The sequence below is a fragment of the Shewanella sp. SG41-3 genome (assembly GCF_014164545.1).
GTDB lineage: Bacteria > Pseudomonadota > Gammaproteobacteria > Enterobacterales > Shewanellaceae > Shewanella > Shewanella vesiculosa.
This window is the reverse complement of the sequence record NZ_JACJFJ010000003.1, coordinates 57,140-73,444: the sequence shown is the minus strand read 5'-3', so window position 1 is coordinate 73,444 and position 16,305 is coordinate 57,140. Positions and strand designations below refer to the sequence as shown.

Here is a 16,305-nt window from a genome sequence, read left to right as displayed (position 1 = left end):
AGTGACAGTTGATATGTAATTATCGTTTATCAGATTATTATCGAATAAAAACGGGTACGATTTCCAGTCTCTATTGCCCAAATTAATGTTGTACGGTTTGCTGTTACGTCAATTTTTACATTTTTACTGTTATTTAGGTGAATATTATAGCTGCCAGCGTCGATAAATTGTCGGGCAATTTGAGCTTGTCGTGGTAGCGTGAGCCAGCTTCTGCGATCAGCTTGCTCAGTGATAACATTAAATATTTGCATCACCATCGCAGCAGCATCAACTTGATTATTGGCGCGTTGGTCACTGTTTTGTACGCTACGGTTCATTTGGTACTTAGCATAAACTCTTGCCGCTTGACGAAACAAGGCTGCGGGTAAATCTTCTTTTAATGCATTAATGGCTAACGCATCAATATTGGCAATGGCTTGCGCGGTCAGTGGCGCATCAAGCCCTTGAATTTGGTTATTATTTGCTAATGGATGTTGCGGCAAGTAAGTGGCTAATGAGGCCGATTGTATATTACCGTTGATGGGGAAAGGAACCGTAATACTTTGTTTTTCAGGTACAAAGCCTTTTTCAATAATAAAGATTACTTGCCCCTGACCCGCAGTGGGTAATGTCGCCTCTCCCCAGCGCCGTTTAAACTCATCATATTGAGGCATGCTTAATTGTTTGGCTAGACGGACCAAGTCTTGTTGCAGAAAAACATTATCTGGGCTAATTTGCGCCGCTTTTCGGTAATCAATAAAGGCATCGTTAGGTTCGTTAGCCAGTTCGTGCAATAACCCCGTGGTGTAATAACTGTAAGCATTGAGAAACGAACTCGTCACATTTCCAGCTTCTTTACCTAACCGCTCCACTTGATCATCGATGACGCCATTAGCCATATCTTGCACTGACTTTTGTGATTGTTGATAGCGAGCTTGCTCAAGGCTTTGCAGCTCATTGCTGCGGCGGACTTCTACTAATGCACCTTGAATATCGCCGCTGAATAAATAATTAAGCGCCTGATATTGATGTAGCATGATGCGCTCATAACCTGGACCTCGATATGGAATCGCATTATCGTTTAGTAACAGGCTGCTTGCACCTGCGCCTAACTTGCTGGCGCTAACGATGGCTTTGTCATCAAATCTTTGATAAGCATCAATGGCTTGTTGGTAGTAGGTTTTACTGCGAGTAAAATCGCCCGCAACTTGCATAATACGTCCCGATTCTTGGGCATAAAGTAAGCCATCATTACCGCTGATATTATTGGCTAAATCGGTGATGTTTGCTGCTGGAGTCTCGCTGTTGAGCTGTTGTTTAAATGGAGCAATTTGCGACGGGTAATTAACAAATACACTGTTAAAAGCGCAACCGGATAGGCTAAGGCTGAGAATTAACCCAATACAGAATGTTCTTAACATTGTGTCACCTGGATCTTGGTTGCCATCAGATTGACCCGTTCAAGTAAGGTTATGCCTTGTAAATGGTCATATTCATGTTGAAAAATACGGGCAACAAAACCCGTTAATGTTTGTTGATGTAACTGGCCATCTAGTGACTGGAATTGCACTTTAATTTCGCAATGTCGTGAAATCGATAGCCGCTGCCCTGGGATCGATAAACAGCCTTCAACCCCAACTTCAGTAGCAGCCGATGCGGTTAATATCTGTGGGTTTATGACCACAGTTGGAGCCATTAATGGGGCATCGGGATAACGTTCGTTGGGATTTGACGCCATAATAAACATGGCCGCTTTACTAAACACTTGCGTTGCCGCAATACCAACACCGTTTGCGTTTAGCATAGTGCTGAGCATATTATCAGCTAAAGTGCGTAACGCTTGGTCAAACACCGTCACGGGTTCAGCTTTTTGAGTCAGTATCTCTTCGCCTGTCGTGGCAATGCTGAGTAATGGCTTTAGCTGCATAAGTGACGGCTGTCCTTGTTGTTCGTGTTAATGACGATCGGCATTAATCTATTTTTCAAATCGTGATTGCTTAACATATAGCGACTTAAAAATGTTACAACTTACTCATAATATCTTCAATCTCACCCATAATTAACTGATTCTCGATGAGAGTCTAGCCCCATAGCTGGGCGTCGAATCTATAGTGCGACTTATTATTTTTCGAGAGATGTTCTTTACTGTAAAGAGTTAGTAATGCGGCGGAGGTGTCTCTTCAGCTGGAGACGCCATGTTACTTGGCTCAATAGAATGCAGTTTATTTACCATTAATAGCATTTGCTGTTGTTGTCTGGCAACTAATGCATTGAGTTTTATCACTTCTTGGTTTAACTCTTCAATAGAGATATCTTGAAATGATAGTTTCATTTCAAGATCATCAATTTTTTGCAAAATGCTGTCCATGTAGACCTCTTATTAATTAATTACTGCTGCCAATATTCAACTAAACCTTGGCTGCTAATACTGACGATTGAGCCAGGTGCTGGCATAGTGGCAGAGTATACTACAGCCCCTCTGTTTTGGGTGTTTTTACTCAATTGAACTTGCCAATGCGAAACTTGTTTACCCGAGTTAATTTGCCATAAAAAGATTTCTCTTGATGGCGTTCCTGTGAGTAATTGCTGATCATTATTGACAAAACGAGCCGTTGAAAAGTTCATTTGGCGTCGATTAATATCTAGATGACTAATGAGAATGCCTGTATCTGATTGCCACAGGGTGGCGTTACCTGTGATATCGCTGGCAAAACTGAGTGATGCTGAGTCATTAATTAGCACTTTCGTCACGCGTGAGCTCAACTGCCATTGTTGCTGTGGCTGGCCAGTTTGAGTTTGCCAAAGAATCACTTTGCCATCATTATCGCCACTTAATGCGCTGTTACCATCGGCACTAATTGAAACACTATTAACCTTTTCTTTGTGGGCTAAAAACTGGATGAGTCGCGATTTTTCTGGCGACAATGACATTACTGATCCATCGACTAAACCAACGAGTGTTTGCCCTGTATTGGCGATGGCGACACTTTGGGCATAAGAGGGTAATGACCACCATCCCACTGAAGACCCATCGGTTAAGCGCCATATGGCTAAAGAATGGCTACTAATTGTTGCGGCATAAAGGTTATTAGCAGATATTGCAGTGTCAATAACATTACTGGTATTTTGTTGCTGCCCTTGGTACCACTGATAAGACAGGCTTGAATGGCTGAGGTCCCATACTTGTACTCCGTTATGGGCTGTGCTTACTAAGGCGATGGTGGCATCGTTTGACAAGCTTGCACTGTAACTGGCATCGGTCGTGATAACGTGTACTTGAGTTGGGCTAGGTTGGCATGCAGATAGCAGACCTGTTAGGACGAGTGTTGAACAAAAAAGCAGCATTGAAACGCGTGTCATGAACTTGCTCCTTGAATTATTGTCCTAAACCTTGTCATATAAGGTTTACCCAATGGTATAACCGTTTTAACTAGTATAAAGTGGCAAACGAACATGACCACTTAAACATCTCATTGATTGAATGTATTAAGGTTATTGTAACCACTAAAGGATGCTGAGGAAGCTTTAATGAAATCTATTTACAAATTATCGTTAGTTGCATTAGCCGTTGTTGGCCTTACTGCGTGTAATGAAGCACAAGACGTTGCTCAAAAGAAAGTTGAATTAACAACTGACGTTCAAAAAGAAGCATATAGTGTTGGTGGTTCAATTGGTAAGTACATGTCTGGCCACATTAAAGAACAAGAAGAATTAGGTTTTACTGTTGACCGTAATATGGTGATTAAAGGCTTTAGCGATGGCTTAGGCGAAGAAATGCTGTTAACAGAAGAAGAAATGCAGACTGTATTGCAAAATCTAGATAAAAAGTTAAATGACAAACGTTTAGAGCAAGCTGAAGCTTTAGCGGCTAAATCGATTGCTGAAGGCAAAAAATTCTTAGAAGAAAACAAAGCTAAAGAAGGCGTAACGACTACTGAGTCTGGTTTACAGTATGAAGTATTAGAGCCAGGTACCGGTGAGAAACCAGCAGCTGAAGATACTGTAGAAGTACATTATCGTGGCACGTTAATTGACGGTACTGAGTTTGATAGCTCTTATGCTCGTGGTGAAACGGCTAAGTTCCCATTAAACCGCGTTATTCCTGGTTGGACTGAAGGCGTGCAGTTAATGCCTGTAGGCGCTAAGTACAAGTTTGTTATCCCATCAGAACTTGCTTACGGTGAACGCGACACGGGTACTATTCCTGCTAATTCAACACTTGTTTTTGAAGTTGAATTGGTTTCAGTAGAAAAAGCACCGGCACCTGCTGCAGATGCTAAGTAATATCATCTATAGTTCAGTCGCTCAGTGATTGACATTTTGATAGTAAAAAGGACGCTTCGGCGTCCTTTTTGTTTACATTGAGGTTGGCTTGAAGGTGTTAATCTTAGATCTAAATAATTGCGTCATTCAGTCTGCCAATGTTGCGCTATGTTAGGCGTATCAAATGTCGTAATACTGATGCAACGACGCCAATAATAGCGCTGATATAACAGAGACGCTTAATTTAATGATTGCCTAAACTCACGAACAAATGCCAGATTACCGTTAAATTATCGTCAGGTTATAGCCATTTTAAGCGGTAAAATAGGTACATTTGTAAGGCAATGAGTGCAAATAATCCGCCACAGAATGCTGCAAAAGCCCAGTTTGATTCCGCACCAGGAATGCCACCAATATTGACGCCTAATAAACCGGTTAAAAATCCTAATGGCAGAAATACGGCCGAAATTAAAGATAAAAAATACAGTCTTTGATTCACTTGCTCGGATTGTTGCGATTGTAGTTCTTCTTGGGTGACGCTGGCGCGGTCGCGTATAGCATCCAGATCCTCAATCACTCGAATCAGCGTTTCATGTATTTCACGAAGACGGACTTTGTCATTATGGTCAAATAATTCGCTGGTTTCTTGCAGCATTCGAGAAAATGCTTCTCGTTGTGGTGCAAGGTAGCGACGCAACACTACGGTCTGTCTGCGCAATTCAGCAATGTCGGTGCGCAAGCTCTTGTTCACTTGAGTCACAACACGTTCTTCTAGTTCATCGAGCTGTTCTTCAAGCTTGCCAATAAACTCTACTTTGCGTTGCGTTAGGCGTTCGCAAATGGCCATGATAAACGCCGCGCTATCAATTGGGCCCTTACCTTGGACGATTGCATCGGCAACATCAATCACGGATTGCAGCTGGCGCTCGCAAGTTGAAATGATTTTGGATTCTTCAGCGTATATCCGCACAGCAACCATGTCTTCAGGATCTGAGTTAGGATTTAAATTAACCCCACGCAGCGCCAGTAAGATACCTTTGTCTGAGCTTAATACTCGCGGGCGAGTATCAGTAGCCAAGAGAGTATCCCTCTCAACTCTATCTAAGCCAGAGTTGAGGATCCATTTACGCGCTTTAGGTTCGCGGTAACGCAGATGTAGCCATAACAGACCATCAGCAGGTTGCCATTGTGCTATTTGTTCCTCAGTCAATGATTGGCCTGCATTGGGCCCCGTTAGCAACAAACTGTATATAAAACCATTATTCATTATAAGAGAGTCCATGTGATCACTATTGTCATAATTTACGCTACTTTTTAATCTTGCCCAAGTTTAAAGCAATCTTATAAAATGAAATCCTTTAGTTATCGTATATTTAACCATCAAACACATTATTCGGTCTGCTAACTAGCAGCGGAGTCGCCGATCATCGGTTAAAATAGAAAAAATACTAACAAAAAAGAGTTCTAGTATGGAATATCAATTTCGTCGTAACCGCCTAGAAGGCACGGTATTTGCTGAATTTAGTATGGATCATGAAGTGTTAGGCAGATGGTTTGCAGAAGAGCTTGGTGACGACAAGAGCAAAGCGATTCATATTCTAACGCAGATAGCATTAATCAAATCTGGGACCCTAAACCACATGCGAGATGTCGGTGGAGAATTAACCATCGATATTGACTCTGAGCAAGTGAGAGTGTTTGCCAGTGTGATTGATTTTGAGGAAGAGCACTTATTAGAAGACTCTATGAGCCTGTACAATGCGGAATCTGAATCTTATTGTGGTCTTGAAGATTTTGAGTCAGTACTGGAGAGTTGGTTAGCATTTATTAACGATAAATAATCATGTCTTAATTCTCGTTGATGTTAACTAACAACAAAACCAGGTTTAAATGGCTTTGTTGTTAATTGTTAATGGTGATTTAAACTTTGATAGTGGGCTAATTATTAAGGTAGCGAACGGCCATTTCTGTCCGTGATTTTGCATTGGCTTTACGCAGTAAATTTTTAACGTGTACTTTGACCGTGCCCTCGCTGATGTGTAAATCCTCAGCGATCATTCGGTTACTTTTACCTTCTGCCAGTTGTTGCAATATTTGTAATTCGCGAGGGGTCAAGGTTTCTACCCAGCTGTTGTCGTCAATAGCGCTCTCTAATTCATAAAGATAAGCTTCTACTTCATTACTGATTACCCGATGGCCTAGCATGGCGTTTTTGAGTTGCTCTAACAATAAATCAGGCTCAGTGTCTTTGAGTAAATAACCATCGGCACCAGCGCGTAGCAGTCGAGTGACATCTTGTTTAGCATCAGAAACCGTTAAAATAACAATTCTTGCTGTCACTCCCTCTTGACGCATCGCATTAAGAGTATCAAGGCCAGACATGCCTTTCATGTTCAAATCGAGCAAAATAATATCGGGTTCATTTTCGGCCACAGCGGTCAGTGCTTCTAGTCCCGTGCCGGTTTCACCAAAAAGGCTGAAGTCACTGTCTGAGGTGATTAATTGGCAAATACCACGACGTAATAACGGATGGTCGTCGACAACAAGTACAGAATACGGCTTACCCATTTAAAGGCTCCTGTTGAGGTGGAAAGCTCAGCGTAACAGTAGTGCCACCAAGCTGGTTACTATTGAACGATACGATCCCATTCAGTTTGTTGGCGCGTTCATGCATGATACCAATACCAAAGTGTTGATCTCGTTCTACTAAATGTGTCACACCGATGCCATCATCACAAATTGAGATAGTAATCATGCCCTTGTCGGTTAACTGACAATCTATCACTATATGCTCAGGGGTAGCGTGTTTTATTGCATTTAATGTCGCTTCACGAATTAATTGCAAGATATGAATGTGCTGTTTTGCTTCAAGTAAGTGCGCTGATAGTTTGTAATTCAATTGGATATCAATTTGGCTTTGATGGCGTAACTGATCCAACATTACGTCGATAGCTTGCGGTAAATTAGGTTCTTTAATGGTTAACCTAAAGGTCGATAACAGTTCACGTAATTGAACATAAGCCGTACTGACACCTTCGTTTATCTCCATCAATTGGGCTTCTACTTCTGGGCTTCTACATGAGTCATTGAGGCTTTTGCGTAATAAACTGACTTGGATTTTTAAAAAAGATAATAATTGTCCAATTGAATCGTGTAGCTCTCGGGCAATCACAGCACGCTCTTCGAGTAGCGCTAATTGTTGGCGTTGTTCAGATGCATTATGGATAGTAATAGATCGCGTTAACATCATGGCGAAGTTTTCAAACAGTAATCGGTTAACTGGTCGATGAGATATCACATCCAAATAGCCCAATTGAGTCTTTTCTATTAATAATGGAAAGTGTAACGATTCAATCGGTAATTCATCTGGCCAGCCCCCTTCAGCTTTAATGATGTCTTTGGAGCCGTCATCATGTTCAATAACTAAGCGTAAATAGGATAAACTTTCATAATATTTCAATTGATTGATTGCTGATTGTAAGGCTTTATAGTCGAGTTTATTGGCATGTAACATGACAAGGTTGTCGTATAGAAACTTTAACTCGTTATTTGTGCGGGTCAATGCCAAGGTTTTTTCGTTGACTTGGTTTTCTAAATCTTCATATAAGCTGGCTAATTCAGCGGCAGTTTTTTGCAATGCATTACCTAAGGCGGTGAGTTCAATATAGTCCGTTTTAGGCATTTTAACTTTGAAGTTTCCTTTAGAGATTGTTGTGGAACTTTCTATCAATAATTGCAATGGCTTAACGACGCGCTTACGGGTAAATGCCACCGCAAAAAAAGCAATAATCAGTAAAATAGATAAACCAATAATTTGCCCAATAACCAGTAACTTTAATTTAAAGGCGGCGAACTGTTCCATATTCAGCACTAAGGTATCAATGGTGTTAACAAAGTCGGTTAACGAAGCGGAGTATAGGCGGATGTTTCCTTCCTCAATATAGACTTTCATTACTTGCCACTTATGAATAACCAATACGTATTGGTCACGCATTTCTTTTGGGCTATACCATGCAAGGGAGCGTTTAAGCGCTTCAGAATTGAGTGTTGTTTCGAAATCAGCAATTTTTTCATCGATATTATGGCTGCCAATATTGGCGTCAAGCAATAGTCGGTAGCTTTGCATTCGTAGCGAGCCTGAGGCGTTTATTCCTCTGGCGTCTCCCAAGCTAAAAGTTAAACTGACGATGGAAAACACCGCTAAGCTTGATGACAATAAAATCACCACGAGCATTAAACTTAAAATGGTGGAGGTAAGGCTGCCACGAGTAAACATAAAGTCCTGCTGTCGATAACGGTAAGGGATTAAAAATAAGCAAAAGCCCAGTTTTATACCAGGTTCAATAGTGTGTTCTACATTAGGTGTCGCTTGAAAACATTAACAAGTTTGCAAAAGTGTGAAACACATCCTGTCTACATATTGATCTGGCGCAAACTTTAGTCTCTATACCCCATAAGAGGTATATTTAAAGCCGTTTTAAATAGCTAACTTTGTCTCTAGAGATGTCGTGATTATTAAATTAAATATAATGTAACACGGAGATGAAGGGTGATGAAGATGAACGCAAAATCAATTGCACTGAGTGCAGTGATTGCAGCCAGTTTTTTAGCCGCTGGCGCAATGGCTAGTGAGAAAACCGAACCTCGTAATGAAGTTTATAAGGATAAATTCTCAAAACAGTACGACAGTTGGCATGCTACTGATGAAAGCAAAGAAGTTGTCGATATGTTAGAAAAAGTACCTAGCCTAGTCGTGTTGTGGGCGGGTTACGGTTTTGCTAAAGATTACAATGCACCTCGTGGTCATATGTATGCAGTAACTGACGTAACGAATACATTGCGTACTGGTGCGCCCAAAAATGCTGAAGACGGTCCAATGCCAATGGCCTGCTGGAGCTGTAAAAGCCCTGACGTACCACGGGTGATTGAAGAGCAAGGTGAAGATGGCTATTTCAGTGGTAAATGGGCTAAAGGTGGCCCAGAAATTGTCAATGTGCTCGGTTGTGCTGACTGTCATGAAAAAGGATCTTCAAAGTTACGCATGTCACGTCCGTTTGCAGCACGTGCTATGGCAACATTAAATACGCCATTTGATAAAGCTTCTCGTAAAGACAAGCAATCAATGGTGTGTGCTCAATGTCACGTTGAGTACTATTTCGAGAAAACAGCAGAACGTCCTGGTTTTGTTAAATTCCCTTGGGATATGGGTACCACAGTTGAGCAAATGGAAGTGTATTACGACAACATGGAGTTCTCTGATTGGACTCATGCCGTGTCTAAAACGCCAATGTTAAAAGCGCAACATCCTGGTTATGAAACTTGGAAAATGGGCGTTCACGGTCAAAATAACGTGAGTTGTGTTGATTGTCATATGCCTAAAGTGACTAATGACAAAGGCCGCAAATTTACAGATCATAAAGTGGGTAACCCATTTGATCGCTTTGAAGAAACATGTGCCACTTGTCACAGTCAAAGCAAAGAGTTTATGGTCAATTTAGTGAATGAGAGCAAACAGAAAGCACAAGACTTAAAGGCACGTGTTGAAACTCAATTAGTTAAAGCTCACTTTGAAGCTAAAGCGGCGTGGGATGCTGGTGCAACTGAAGTTGAAATGAAGCCAATCCTAATGGATATTCGTCATTCACAGTGGCGTTGGGATTATGCGACAGCATCTCATGGTGCATCATCTCATGCTCCTGCTGAAGTATTACGTATTTTAGGTACTTCATTGGATAAAGCTGCTGATGCTCGAGTTAAATTGGCTCAGTTATTAGGTGCTAAAGGAGTTAAACAACCAATTGCATATCCTGATACGTCAACTAAAGCTAAAGCGCAAGCAGCATTAGGCATGGACATGAAAACCATGAATGCTGAAAAAGCTGAATTCAAGAAAACACTTGTTCCTAAGTGGAAAGAAGAAGCTAAAAAGCGTGAGGCGACTTATAAATAACTGGTGTTGAACCTTAACGCTTTATGGTGTTATTAATCCTTAAATCATAAAAATAGCCCTCATTAGAGGGCTATTTTTTTATGTTCGCTCTAAAAACCTCTGGCTTAAGCCGTTGTTACTCGACGTGATAAAAGCCAGCTCAATAATTGCACTAAAATGATGCGTTGATGTTTGAGATGCACTTGAATGGTGCTTTTATGTTAACAAATAAAATGAAAAATAAAATAAAATTCATACAGAACAGTGGTTTGAAAATGTGGCCTAATGATTGAATTAACTATTCAACAAATAAATAACAATTACATTTTTTCACACTTTTGGAGGTCGAGATGAAACTCGTCAGCGCTATCATCAAGCCATTTAAGTTGGATGATGTCCGTGAAGCCATTGCAGGCATGGGCATTGAAGGTATGACTGTTACTGAGGTAAAAGGCTTCGGACGTCAAAAAGGCCACACTGAGCTTTATCGTGGGGCAGAGTATCAAGTGGATTTTTTACCTAAAGTAAAATTAGAAATTGCGACCAAAGATGAAAACTTGGACATGCTTATTGAAGCGATTACCAGTGCTGCCCATACCGGCAAGATTGGTGATGGTAAAATATTTGTTACTGATTTAGAACAAGCGATCCGTATCCGTACGGGTGAACTTGATAACGAAGCATTATAGGAGACTGTTATGGAAGAGTTAACTCAATTAGGCCTAACGGTTACTGAATTACGTTTCGCACTAGATACATTTTATTTCCTTATCTCTGGCGCATTTGTGATGTGGATGGCCGCGGGTTTTGCCATGTTAGAAGCTGGCCTAGTCCGTTCAAAAAATACCACTGAAATTTTAACTAAAAACGTATGTTTATATGCAATCGCCTGTGTCATGTTTTTATTGGTTGGCTATAACATTATGTATGTAGACAATGTCGAAGGTGGCTTTATTCCTTCTTTTGGCACATTAATTGGTTCGCAAGCTGAAGGTGCAGACCATGCATTAGAGTCAGACTTTTTCTTCCAAGTGGTGTTTGTTGCTACTGCAATGTCGATTGTGTCTGGTGCCGTTGCTGAACGGATGAAATTGTGGTCTTTCTTAGTCTTCTCTATCGTAATGACAGCTGTAATTTATCCTGTCGAAGGCTACTGGACGTGGGGCGGTGGATTCCTCTCTGAAGCGGGTTTTGTCGACTTTGCTGGTAGTGGTATTGTTCACATGGCCGGTGCGGCAGCAGCGATATCTGGTGTACTGCTTCTTGGTGCTCGTAAAGGTAAATACGGTGAAAATGGTCAAGTTCATCCAATTCCAGGATCTAACTTACCAATGGCAACCTTAGGTATGTTCATTTTATGGATGGGTTGGTTTGGCTTTAACGGTGGTTCACAACTGTTAGTTTCAGATGCTGAAAATGCCAGTGCAGTCGCTAAAATATTCGTAAATACTAACTCTGCCGCTGCTTTTGGTGCTATCTCAGCATTGATTGTGTGTAAAGTTGTCTGGGGCAAAGCTGACTTAACCATGATATTAAACGGTGCGTTAGCAGGATTAGTGGCGATTACTGCTGACCCGCTATCACCTTCACTGTTAATGGCTGGTGTGATTGGCTTAGTGGCGGGCGCTGTTGTTATCTTCTCGGTTATCGCATTTGACCGAATTAAAATTGATGACCCAGTTGGCGCGATTTCGGTTCACGGTGTTGCTGGTTTCCTTGGGGTGATGTTAGTTCCATTATCAAATGCTGATGCTAGTTTTGGTAGCCAGTTATATGGTGCCGCCGTTATCTTTATTTGGGTCTTTAGCGCATCGTTACTTGTATGGTTTATATTAAAAATGACCATGGGTATTCGAGTAACAGAAGAAGAAGAGTACAACGGTATGGATGCTTCTGACTGTGGTGTTGATGCTTATCCTGAGTTTGTGAGTGTCAAAAGCGCTGGTTAAGTTAATTCTTTAATCTAAGTAAGATAAAAAAACAGAACCTTTAGGTTCTGTTTTTTTATGCATCCAATAAAATTCTTAACGCCGCTGTTGGGGAAAGCGAGTCAATGTGCTAGCGTGATATATCGGTATTTGGATGATAAAAACAGTGATGAGGTAACTATGATGCGAGCAGGGGTAAACTTATTGATCGCGGCGATACTTTTTAGCTTGTTGTTTGGTGTCATGAGCCATGCTGGCACTGTTGTGGTGCGTCAATCATCTACGCCTTTTGATGCTTTTGCTGTTCGCGACCAATTGTTACAACAGCACCAATGGCAAGAGCTGTTACGGCAGCAACAGCAGGTTACTATCTTACAATCGTTACCGATTGGATGCTTGGCGATAGCGTCACCGTTTAATTATTTTAGCTGTGGCCAACAATTTTATCGTCCCTATGACTATCAAGACACACAAGTGTTTATCCAAATTTATCCTCCTTTGAATGAGATCCCTGCTCAATAGCGAATGCCTTGGTATCAAACCTTATCTCAGTAGCTTTGGCTGAATAGGCAACTATTGACTATGCTTTTAGATAGCGTATTTCTATCTGAGGGCTGAATTATGTTCACTCGTCACTCAAAAAAGACAGCGGTTGATGCCTGTTACTATCATGACTATTTATTATTCAAATGGATTAAACTTCTACTCGTTACCTTACTTTTCGGTATGAGTGCTTGTCAGTCAACGCCATCTCCAAATCAAGCATTCAAGATTGCGAACTTATTTCATGATGAGCTATTTACGCCAATAGACACTGTGGAGGTTGATGATATTTATCGTTTACCTGAGCCATTTGTGGCTCAATTTAGGCGACAGTTTCAAGCGGATAATATGCTTCGTAGCCAGAGTATTATCGCCAATGAATGGTTAGCTCAGTATATTGGTGCTCAAGATGGTGGTTTTGAATACCGCGATAATGTTACTCATACCGCAAGTGAAACAGCGCTTAATCGCCAAGGTAATTGTATGTCTCTGGTGGTGTTATCGGCAGCTTTAGCTGATGTGTTAAATGTGCCTGTTGAGTTTTATGATATTGATATTGAACCCGTTTGGGATAGGCGTGGCGGTTTTTATTTAGTCAACGGTCACGTCAATTTGAGCCTGTTACCAGTGAAGGATTCTCATACTGTGTTATTTAGGGGGACTGATATTTTGGTGGATTTCTTACCTGAACGTTCAGTTCGTGCTTACCATAAAAAAACAGTCAATAAGCGTCAATTAACCGCGATGTTTTATAACAATATAGCCGCGGAGGCATTGGTTGATGCTGATTATGATACCGCTTATTCACTGGTTAAAAAAAGTATTTTGTTAGACCCGCAGTATGTAGCGGCAATCAATACGATAGCGGTTATTTATCGTCATAAAGGTTATGAAGCTGAGGCTGAATATGCATATCGGTTAGCGCTACAAGTTGACTCTCAAGATCTAACGACATTGTATAATTTAGCCTTAATTTTAGGGGAGCAAGGACGTCTACAAGAGTGGGCCGAGATACATAAGGTCCTTGAGTTAGCGAGAATTAATAATCCATTTTATTACTATGATATGGCTCAACAAGCGTATTTTGATAAGCAATATCAAGATGCACTGGTGTGGTATAAACGAGCTGTTGAAAAAGCGGATTATCGGCATGAATTTTATTTTGGCTTATCTCGAGCGTATTGGGCAACAGGTGAGGCAGGGCTTGCTGAGAAAAACCTTAAGCGTGCAATGGCCTTGAGCGATACCCTTCATAAACAAGGCTACCAAATGAAGTTGCAAGCAATGATGCAACACTAATTATTGCTAAGGTGTTTTAGTCTGTGGTTGATAATAGTTCTTTTCTGCAAGCTCGAGTATGTCTTGATAACGATTTGATTGTTTGAGTGAAGTAATTGCGCTATCAATTTCCTCAGCCGTTATTTTATCATGACAGGCAATTTTTCGTTGGGCAGGTTCAAACAGTGAGACTTCTGTTACTGCAACACTCGTATCGAGTTTTGATGCGAGTAAATAGCGATAATATTCAAATATCCGCCTTTCTAGAACGATGACTTGTACATAACCATTAAACAGCATCACAACTTGGCTTTTTTGATTGGTAATCTCACTAAAATGAGGATTACCGTTGGCAATATCTTTAAATTTATTACCTAAATATTGTTTTGAATTTTGAAAGCCTAAAACGGACAAGGTATTGAGATCACTTATTTTTTCTATATTAAGATTGTTTTTTGATAAGTAGAATGCGCTATTTTTATATTCAATCAAGCTTTGGGTATAAAATAAACCTGCAACATTGTCTGGCGTATTAATCATGCAGTCGATTTTATGGGTTCTCACTAAGCGTTGCGCACGTAAATTTGGTGCATGAACAATTTCTTTAATAGCAATATTTTTACTGTCGAGGGCGGCTTTTAATAGATCATATTGCACACCAATCTCTTCATCAGCGAAGAAATACGGAGCAATACTATCACTGGTTGAAAAACTAATGCTGTCGATCATTAGCGGCGATTGTTCATTCTTGCTCAGCGCGTTAAATTTATCTGATAGGGGTACATTTTCTATTGAGGATAATAAAGTGGCAGATAAGGGTCTACAAAAGCCTAATAATAAGTTAAATAAACAGATAGAAAAAACGATATTGCTTTTCAATGGTTAGTCTCCTCAGGAGATACTGCTTAGTGTTAAATAGATCATCATCCTTGTGTTGATTCATGGTAATAACCAAAGTAAAGCACATTAACATCATGAGTACACTTTGATTATAAGACAAGTTATCTTTAGCGTCATTGAATATAAAAAAATCATCAAATAGCCTTACTTAATACTCCGTTTATACCAAGGTCCTGTCGGATCATCAGTCATTGTTTTAGCGTATTGCTAACGAATCAATTTTTATTGTCTCTTTTATCGGCCCAGATGAGTAATACTTGATTGATTTGTCGATAAATACTGGTTAAATTGAAGATTCTTATTCATTTTCTCGATGGTTTTTTATCATTTCTTAATGGATTGTATCAGCTGATTTAGCCTTATATTAAATCAGATAAATTATATGTTTTGCCGGAGTTGTAACCACTATGCATTATCAAAATGACGATATTCGTATCGATGAAATAAAAGAATTGCTACCTCCAATTGCGATTCTAGAGCGATTTCCGGCAACCGAACATGCATCAACAACCGTTTTCAATGCACGTAACAGTATTCATAATATTTTAGCGCGTAAAGATGATCGCATCTTAGTGGTGATTGGCCCTTGTTCAATCCATGATCCTGTTGCCGCGTTAGAGTATGGTCAACGTTTGGTTAAGTTACGTCAGCAGTATAAAGATCAGCTTGAAATTGTTATGCGAGTGTACTTTGAAAAGCCGAGAACAACGGTTGGTTGGAAGGGGTTAATCAATGATCCTTATATGGATAACAGTTTTCAATTAAATGATGGCTTACGCACTGCTCGTAAACTATTAGTTGATTTGAACGATGCTGGTATCCCAACCGCGGGTGAGTTTTTAGATATGATAACACCTCAATATGTTGCCGATATGATGTGTTGGGGCGCTATTGGGGCACGCACGACTGAGTCGCAAGTTCACAGAGAGCTATCATCAGGTCTTTCTTGCCCAGTCGGATTTAAAAATGGTACCGACGGTACCATTAAGGTGGCCATTGATGCGATTGGGGCTGCTAATGCTCCACATCATTTCTTATCGGTGACTAAGTTTGGTCATTCGGCTATTGTCTCCACTAAAGGTAATCCTGATTGCCATATTATTTTACGCGGTGGACGCACTCCCAATTATAGCGCTGAACATGTAGTTGATATTGCTCAGCAGCTGACTAAATCAGAATTGCTTGATAACATTATGATCGATTTTAGCCACGCCAATAGCAGTAAAGATTATAAAAAGCAGATGATGGTTGCTGAAGATGTGGCAGGGCAAATATCTCAAGGAAATTATGCTATTTTTGGTGTAATGGTCGAAAGCCATTTAGTTGAAGGGCGTCAAGATTTAATTGAAGGCAGTGCTCTGTGTTACGGGCAAAGCATTACTGACGCTTGTATAGGATGGGATGACACTGAGACGCTGCTAGCGACATTAAATCAAAGTGTCCTGAACCGTCGACAAGCATAAAGTGGGTGTAAACTGACGTAAA

Annotated in this window: 16 protein-coding genes; 8 read left to right on the top strand and 8 right to left on the bottom strand. The window is 40.6% G+C overall.

What is annotated here, in order from left to right:
* Nucleotides 1–29: 29 nt before the first annotated feature.
* From H5164_RS06310 to H5164_RS06295, 4 genes are all read right to left on the bottom strand, one after another.
* Nucleotides 30–1,400 (bottom strand): COG3014 family protein, encoded by a 1,371-nt coding sequence (locus tag H5164_RS06310; RefSeq protein ID WP_182755302.1) that lies wholly within the window; start codon nt 1,398–1,400, stop codon nt 30–32.
* A complete protein-coding gene (gene def, locus H5164_RS06305; protein ID WP_182696669.1) occupies nt 1,394–1,906 on the bottom strand; it encodes a peptide deformylase in 513 nt (170 codons plus the stop codon). The genes H5164_RS06310 and def overlap by 7 nt, the downstream gene beginning before the upstream one ends.
* A gap of 228 nt (nt 1,907–2,134) precedes the next feature.
* Nucleotides 2,135–2,347: a SlyX family protein gene (locus tag H5164_RS06300; RefSeq protein ID WP_124018065.1), complete on the bottom strand. Its 213-nt coding sequence runs from the start codon at nt 2,345–2,347 to the stop codon at nt 2,135–2,137.
* A gap of 20 nt (nt 2,348–2,367) precedes the next feature.
* Nucleotides 2,368–3,339, bottom strand: a complete 972-nt coding sequence (locus H5164_RS06295) for a WD40 repeat domain-containing protein (protein ID WP_182755301.1) — start codon at nt 3,337–3,339, stop codon at nt 2,368–2,370.
* A 168-nt stretch (nt 3,340–3,507) separates the two neighbouring features.
* On the opposite strand from H5164_RS06295, the gene fkpA reads away from it, so the two are divergent.
* The gene (gene fkpA / locus H5164_RS06290) at nt 3,508–4,263 is read left to right on the top strand and encodes an FKBP-type peptidyl-prolyl cis-trans isomerase (protein ID WP_124018063.1); all 756 of its coding nucleotides are present in this window, start codon (nt 3,508–3,510) and stop codon (nt 4,261–4,263) included.
* Nucleotides 4,264–4,543: 280 nt separating this feature from the next.
* Here fkpA and H5164_RS06285 read toward each other — a convergent pair whose 3' ends face one another.
* Complete coding sequence (locus tag H5164_RS06285; RefSeq protein WP_124018096.1) at nt 4,544–5,509, bottom strand: zinc transporter ZntB; 966 nt, start codon at nt 5,507–5,509, stop codon at nt 4,544–4,546.
* Between the two features lie 202 nt (nt 5,510–5,711).
* Here H5164_RS06285 and H5164_RS06280 point away from each other — a divergent pair, with 202 nt between their 5' ends.
* Nucleotides 5,712–6,083 (top strand): YacL family protein, encoded by a 372-nt coding sequence (locus H5164_RS06280; RefSeq protein ID WP_182696667.1) that lies wholly within the window; start codon nt 5,712–5,714, stop codon nt 6,081–6,083.
* Nucleotides 6,084–6,180: 97 nt separating this feature from the next.
* On the opposite strand, the gene H5164_RS06275 is transcribed toward H5164_RS06280, so the two are convergent.
* Nucleotides 6,181–6,810 carry a response regulator gene (locus H5164_RS06275; protein WP_182696666.1) on the bottom strand — a complete coding sequence of 210 codons (630 nt, stop codon included), beginning with the start codon at nt 6,808–6,810 and terminating at the stop codon, nt 6,181–6,183.
* Nucleotides 6,803–8,518 carry a nitrate/nitrite two-component system sensor histidine kinase NarQ gene (gene narQ / locus H5164_RS06270; protein WP_182755298.1) on the bottom strand — a complete coding sequence of 572 codons (1,716 nt, stop codon included), beginning with the start codon at nt 8,516–8,518 and terminating at the stop codon, nt 6,803–6,805. Before narQ ends, H5164_RS06275 begins: the two co-directional genes overlap by 8 nt.
* Nucleotides 8,519–8,800: 282 nt before the next feature.
* On the opposite strand from narQ, the gene nrfA reads away from it, so the two are divergent.
* From nrfA to H5164_RS06245, 5 genes are all read left to right on the top strand, one after another.
* A complete protein-coding gene (gene nrfA, locus H5164_RS06265) occupies nt 8,801–10,192 on the top strand; it encodes an ammonia-forming nitrite reductase cytochrome c552 subunit (RefSeq protein WP_182743029.1) in 1,392 nt (463 codons plus the stop codon).
* A gap of 329 nt (nt 10,193–10,521) precedes the next feature.
* On the top strand, nt 10,522–10,860 hold the full coding sequence (gene glnK / locus H5164_RS06260) for a P-II family nitrogen regulator (RefSeq protein WP_011636110.1): 339 nt from the start codon (nt 10,522–10,524) through the stop codon (nt 10,858–10,860).
* 9 nt (nt 10,861–10,869) lie between these two features.
* The gene (locus H5164_RS06255) at nt 10,870–12,120 is read left to right on the top strand and encodes an ammonium transporter (protein ID WP_124018058.1); all 1,251 of its coding nucleotides are present in this window, start codon (nt 10,870–10,872) and stop codon (nt 12,118–12,120) included.
* A gap of 57 nt (nt 12,121–12,177) precedes the next feature.
* Entirely contained in the window at nt 12,178–12,621 is a 444-nt protein-coding gene (locus H5164_RS20150) for a hypothetical protein (protein ID WP_310736170.1), read from the top strand.
* 99 nt (nt 12,622–12,720) lie between these two features.
* Nucleotides 12,721–13,941, top strand: coding sequence for a tetratricopeptide repeat protein (locus H5164_RS06245; protein WP_182743030.1), 1,221 nt, complete (start codon nt 12,721–12,723; stop codon nt 13,939–13,941).
* A 6-nt stretch (nt 13,942–13,947) separates the two neighbouring features.
* Here H5164_RS06245 and H5164_RS06240 read toward each other — a convergent pair whose 3' ends face one another.
* Nucleotides 13,948–14,799: an ABC transporter substrate-binding protein gene (locus H5164_RS06240; RefSeq protein ID WP_220492665.1), complete on the bottom strand. Its 852-nt coding sequence runs from the start codon at nt 14,797–14,799 to the stop codon at nt 13,948–13,950.
* Between the two features lie 428 nt (nt 14,800–15,227).
* On the opposite strand from H5164_RS06240, the gene aroG reads away from it, so the two are divergent.
* Complete coding sequence (gene aroG, locus H5164_RS06235) at nt 15,228–16,283, top strand: 3-deoxy-7-phosphoheptulonate synthase AroG (protein ID WP_124018056.1); 1,056 nt, start codon at nt 15,228–15,230, stop codon at nt 16,281–16,283.
* The last annotated feature ends 22 nt before the right edge of the window (nt 16,284–16,305 follow it).

Bases quoted from the DNA above. Each gene is read 5' to 3' on its own strand.
- H5164_RS06310 (WP_182755302.1), bottom strand. From the start codon at position 1,400: ATGTTAAGAACATTCTGTATTGGGTTAATTCTCAGCCTTAGCCTATCC.
- def (WP_182696669.1), bottom strand. From the start codon at position 1,906: ATGCAGCTAAAGCCATTACTCAGCATTGCCACGACAGGCGAAGAGATA.
- H5164_RS06300 (WP_124018065.1), bottom strand. From the start codon at position 2,347: ATGGACAGCATTTTGCAAAAAATTGATGATCTTGAAATGAAACTATCA.
- H5164_RS06295 (WP_182755301.1), bottom strand. From the start codon at position 3,339: ATGACACGCGTTTCAATGCTGCTTTTTTGTTCAACACTCGTCCTAACA.
- fkpA (WP_124018063.1), top strand. From the start codon at position 3,508: ATGAAATCTATTTACAAATTATCGTTAGTTGCATTAGCCGTTGTTGGC.
- H5164_RS06285 (WP_124018096.1), bottom strand. From the start codon at position 5,509: ATGAATAATGGTTTTATATACAGTTTGTTGCTAACGGGGCCCAATGCA.
- H5164_RS06280 (WP_182696667.1), top strand. From the start codon at position 5,712: ATGGAATATCAATTTCGTCGTAACCGCCTAGAAGGCACGGTATTTGCT.
- H5164_RS06275 (WP_182696666.1), bottom strand. From the start codon at position 6,810: ATGGGTAAGCCGTATTCTGTACTTGTTGTCGACGACCATCCGTTATTA.
- narQ (WP_182755298.1), bottom strand. From the start codon at position 8,518: ATGTTTACTCGTGGCAGCCTTACCTCCACCATTTTAAGTTTAATGCTC.
- nrfA (WP_182743029.1), top strand. From the start codon at position 8,801: ATGAACGCAAAATCAATTGCACTGAGTGCAGTGATTGCAGCCAGTTTT.
- glnK (WP_011636110.1), top strand. From the start codon at position 10,522: ATGAAACTCGTCAGCGCTATCATCAAGCCATTTAAGTTGGATGATGTC.
- H5164_RS06255 (WP_124018058.1), top strand. From the start codon at position 10,870: ATGGAAGAGTTAACTCAATTAGGCCTAACGGTTACTGAATTACGTTTC.
- H5164_RS20150 (WP_310736170.1), top strand. From the start codon at position 12,178: ATGCATCCAATAAAATTCTTAACGCCGCTGTTGGGGAAAGCGAGTCAA.
- H5164_RS06245 (WP_182743030.1), top strand. From the start codon at position 12,721: ATGTTCACTCGTCACTCAAAAAAGACAGCGGTTGATGCCTGTTACTAT.
- aroG (WP_124018056.1), top strand. From the start codon at position 15,228: ATGCATTATCAAAATGACGATATTCGTATCGATGAAATAAAAGAATTG.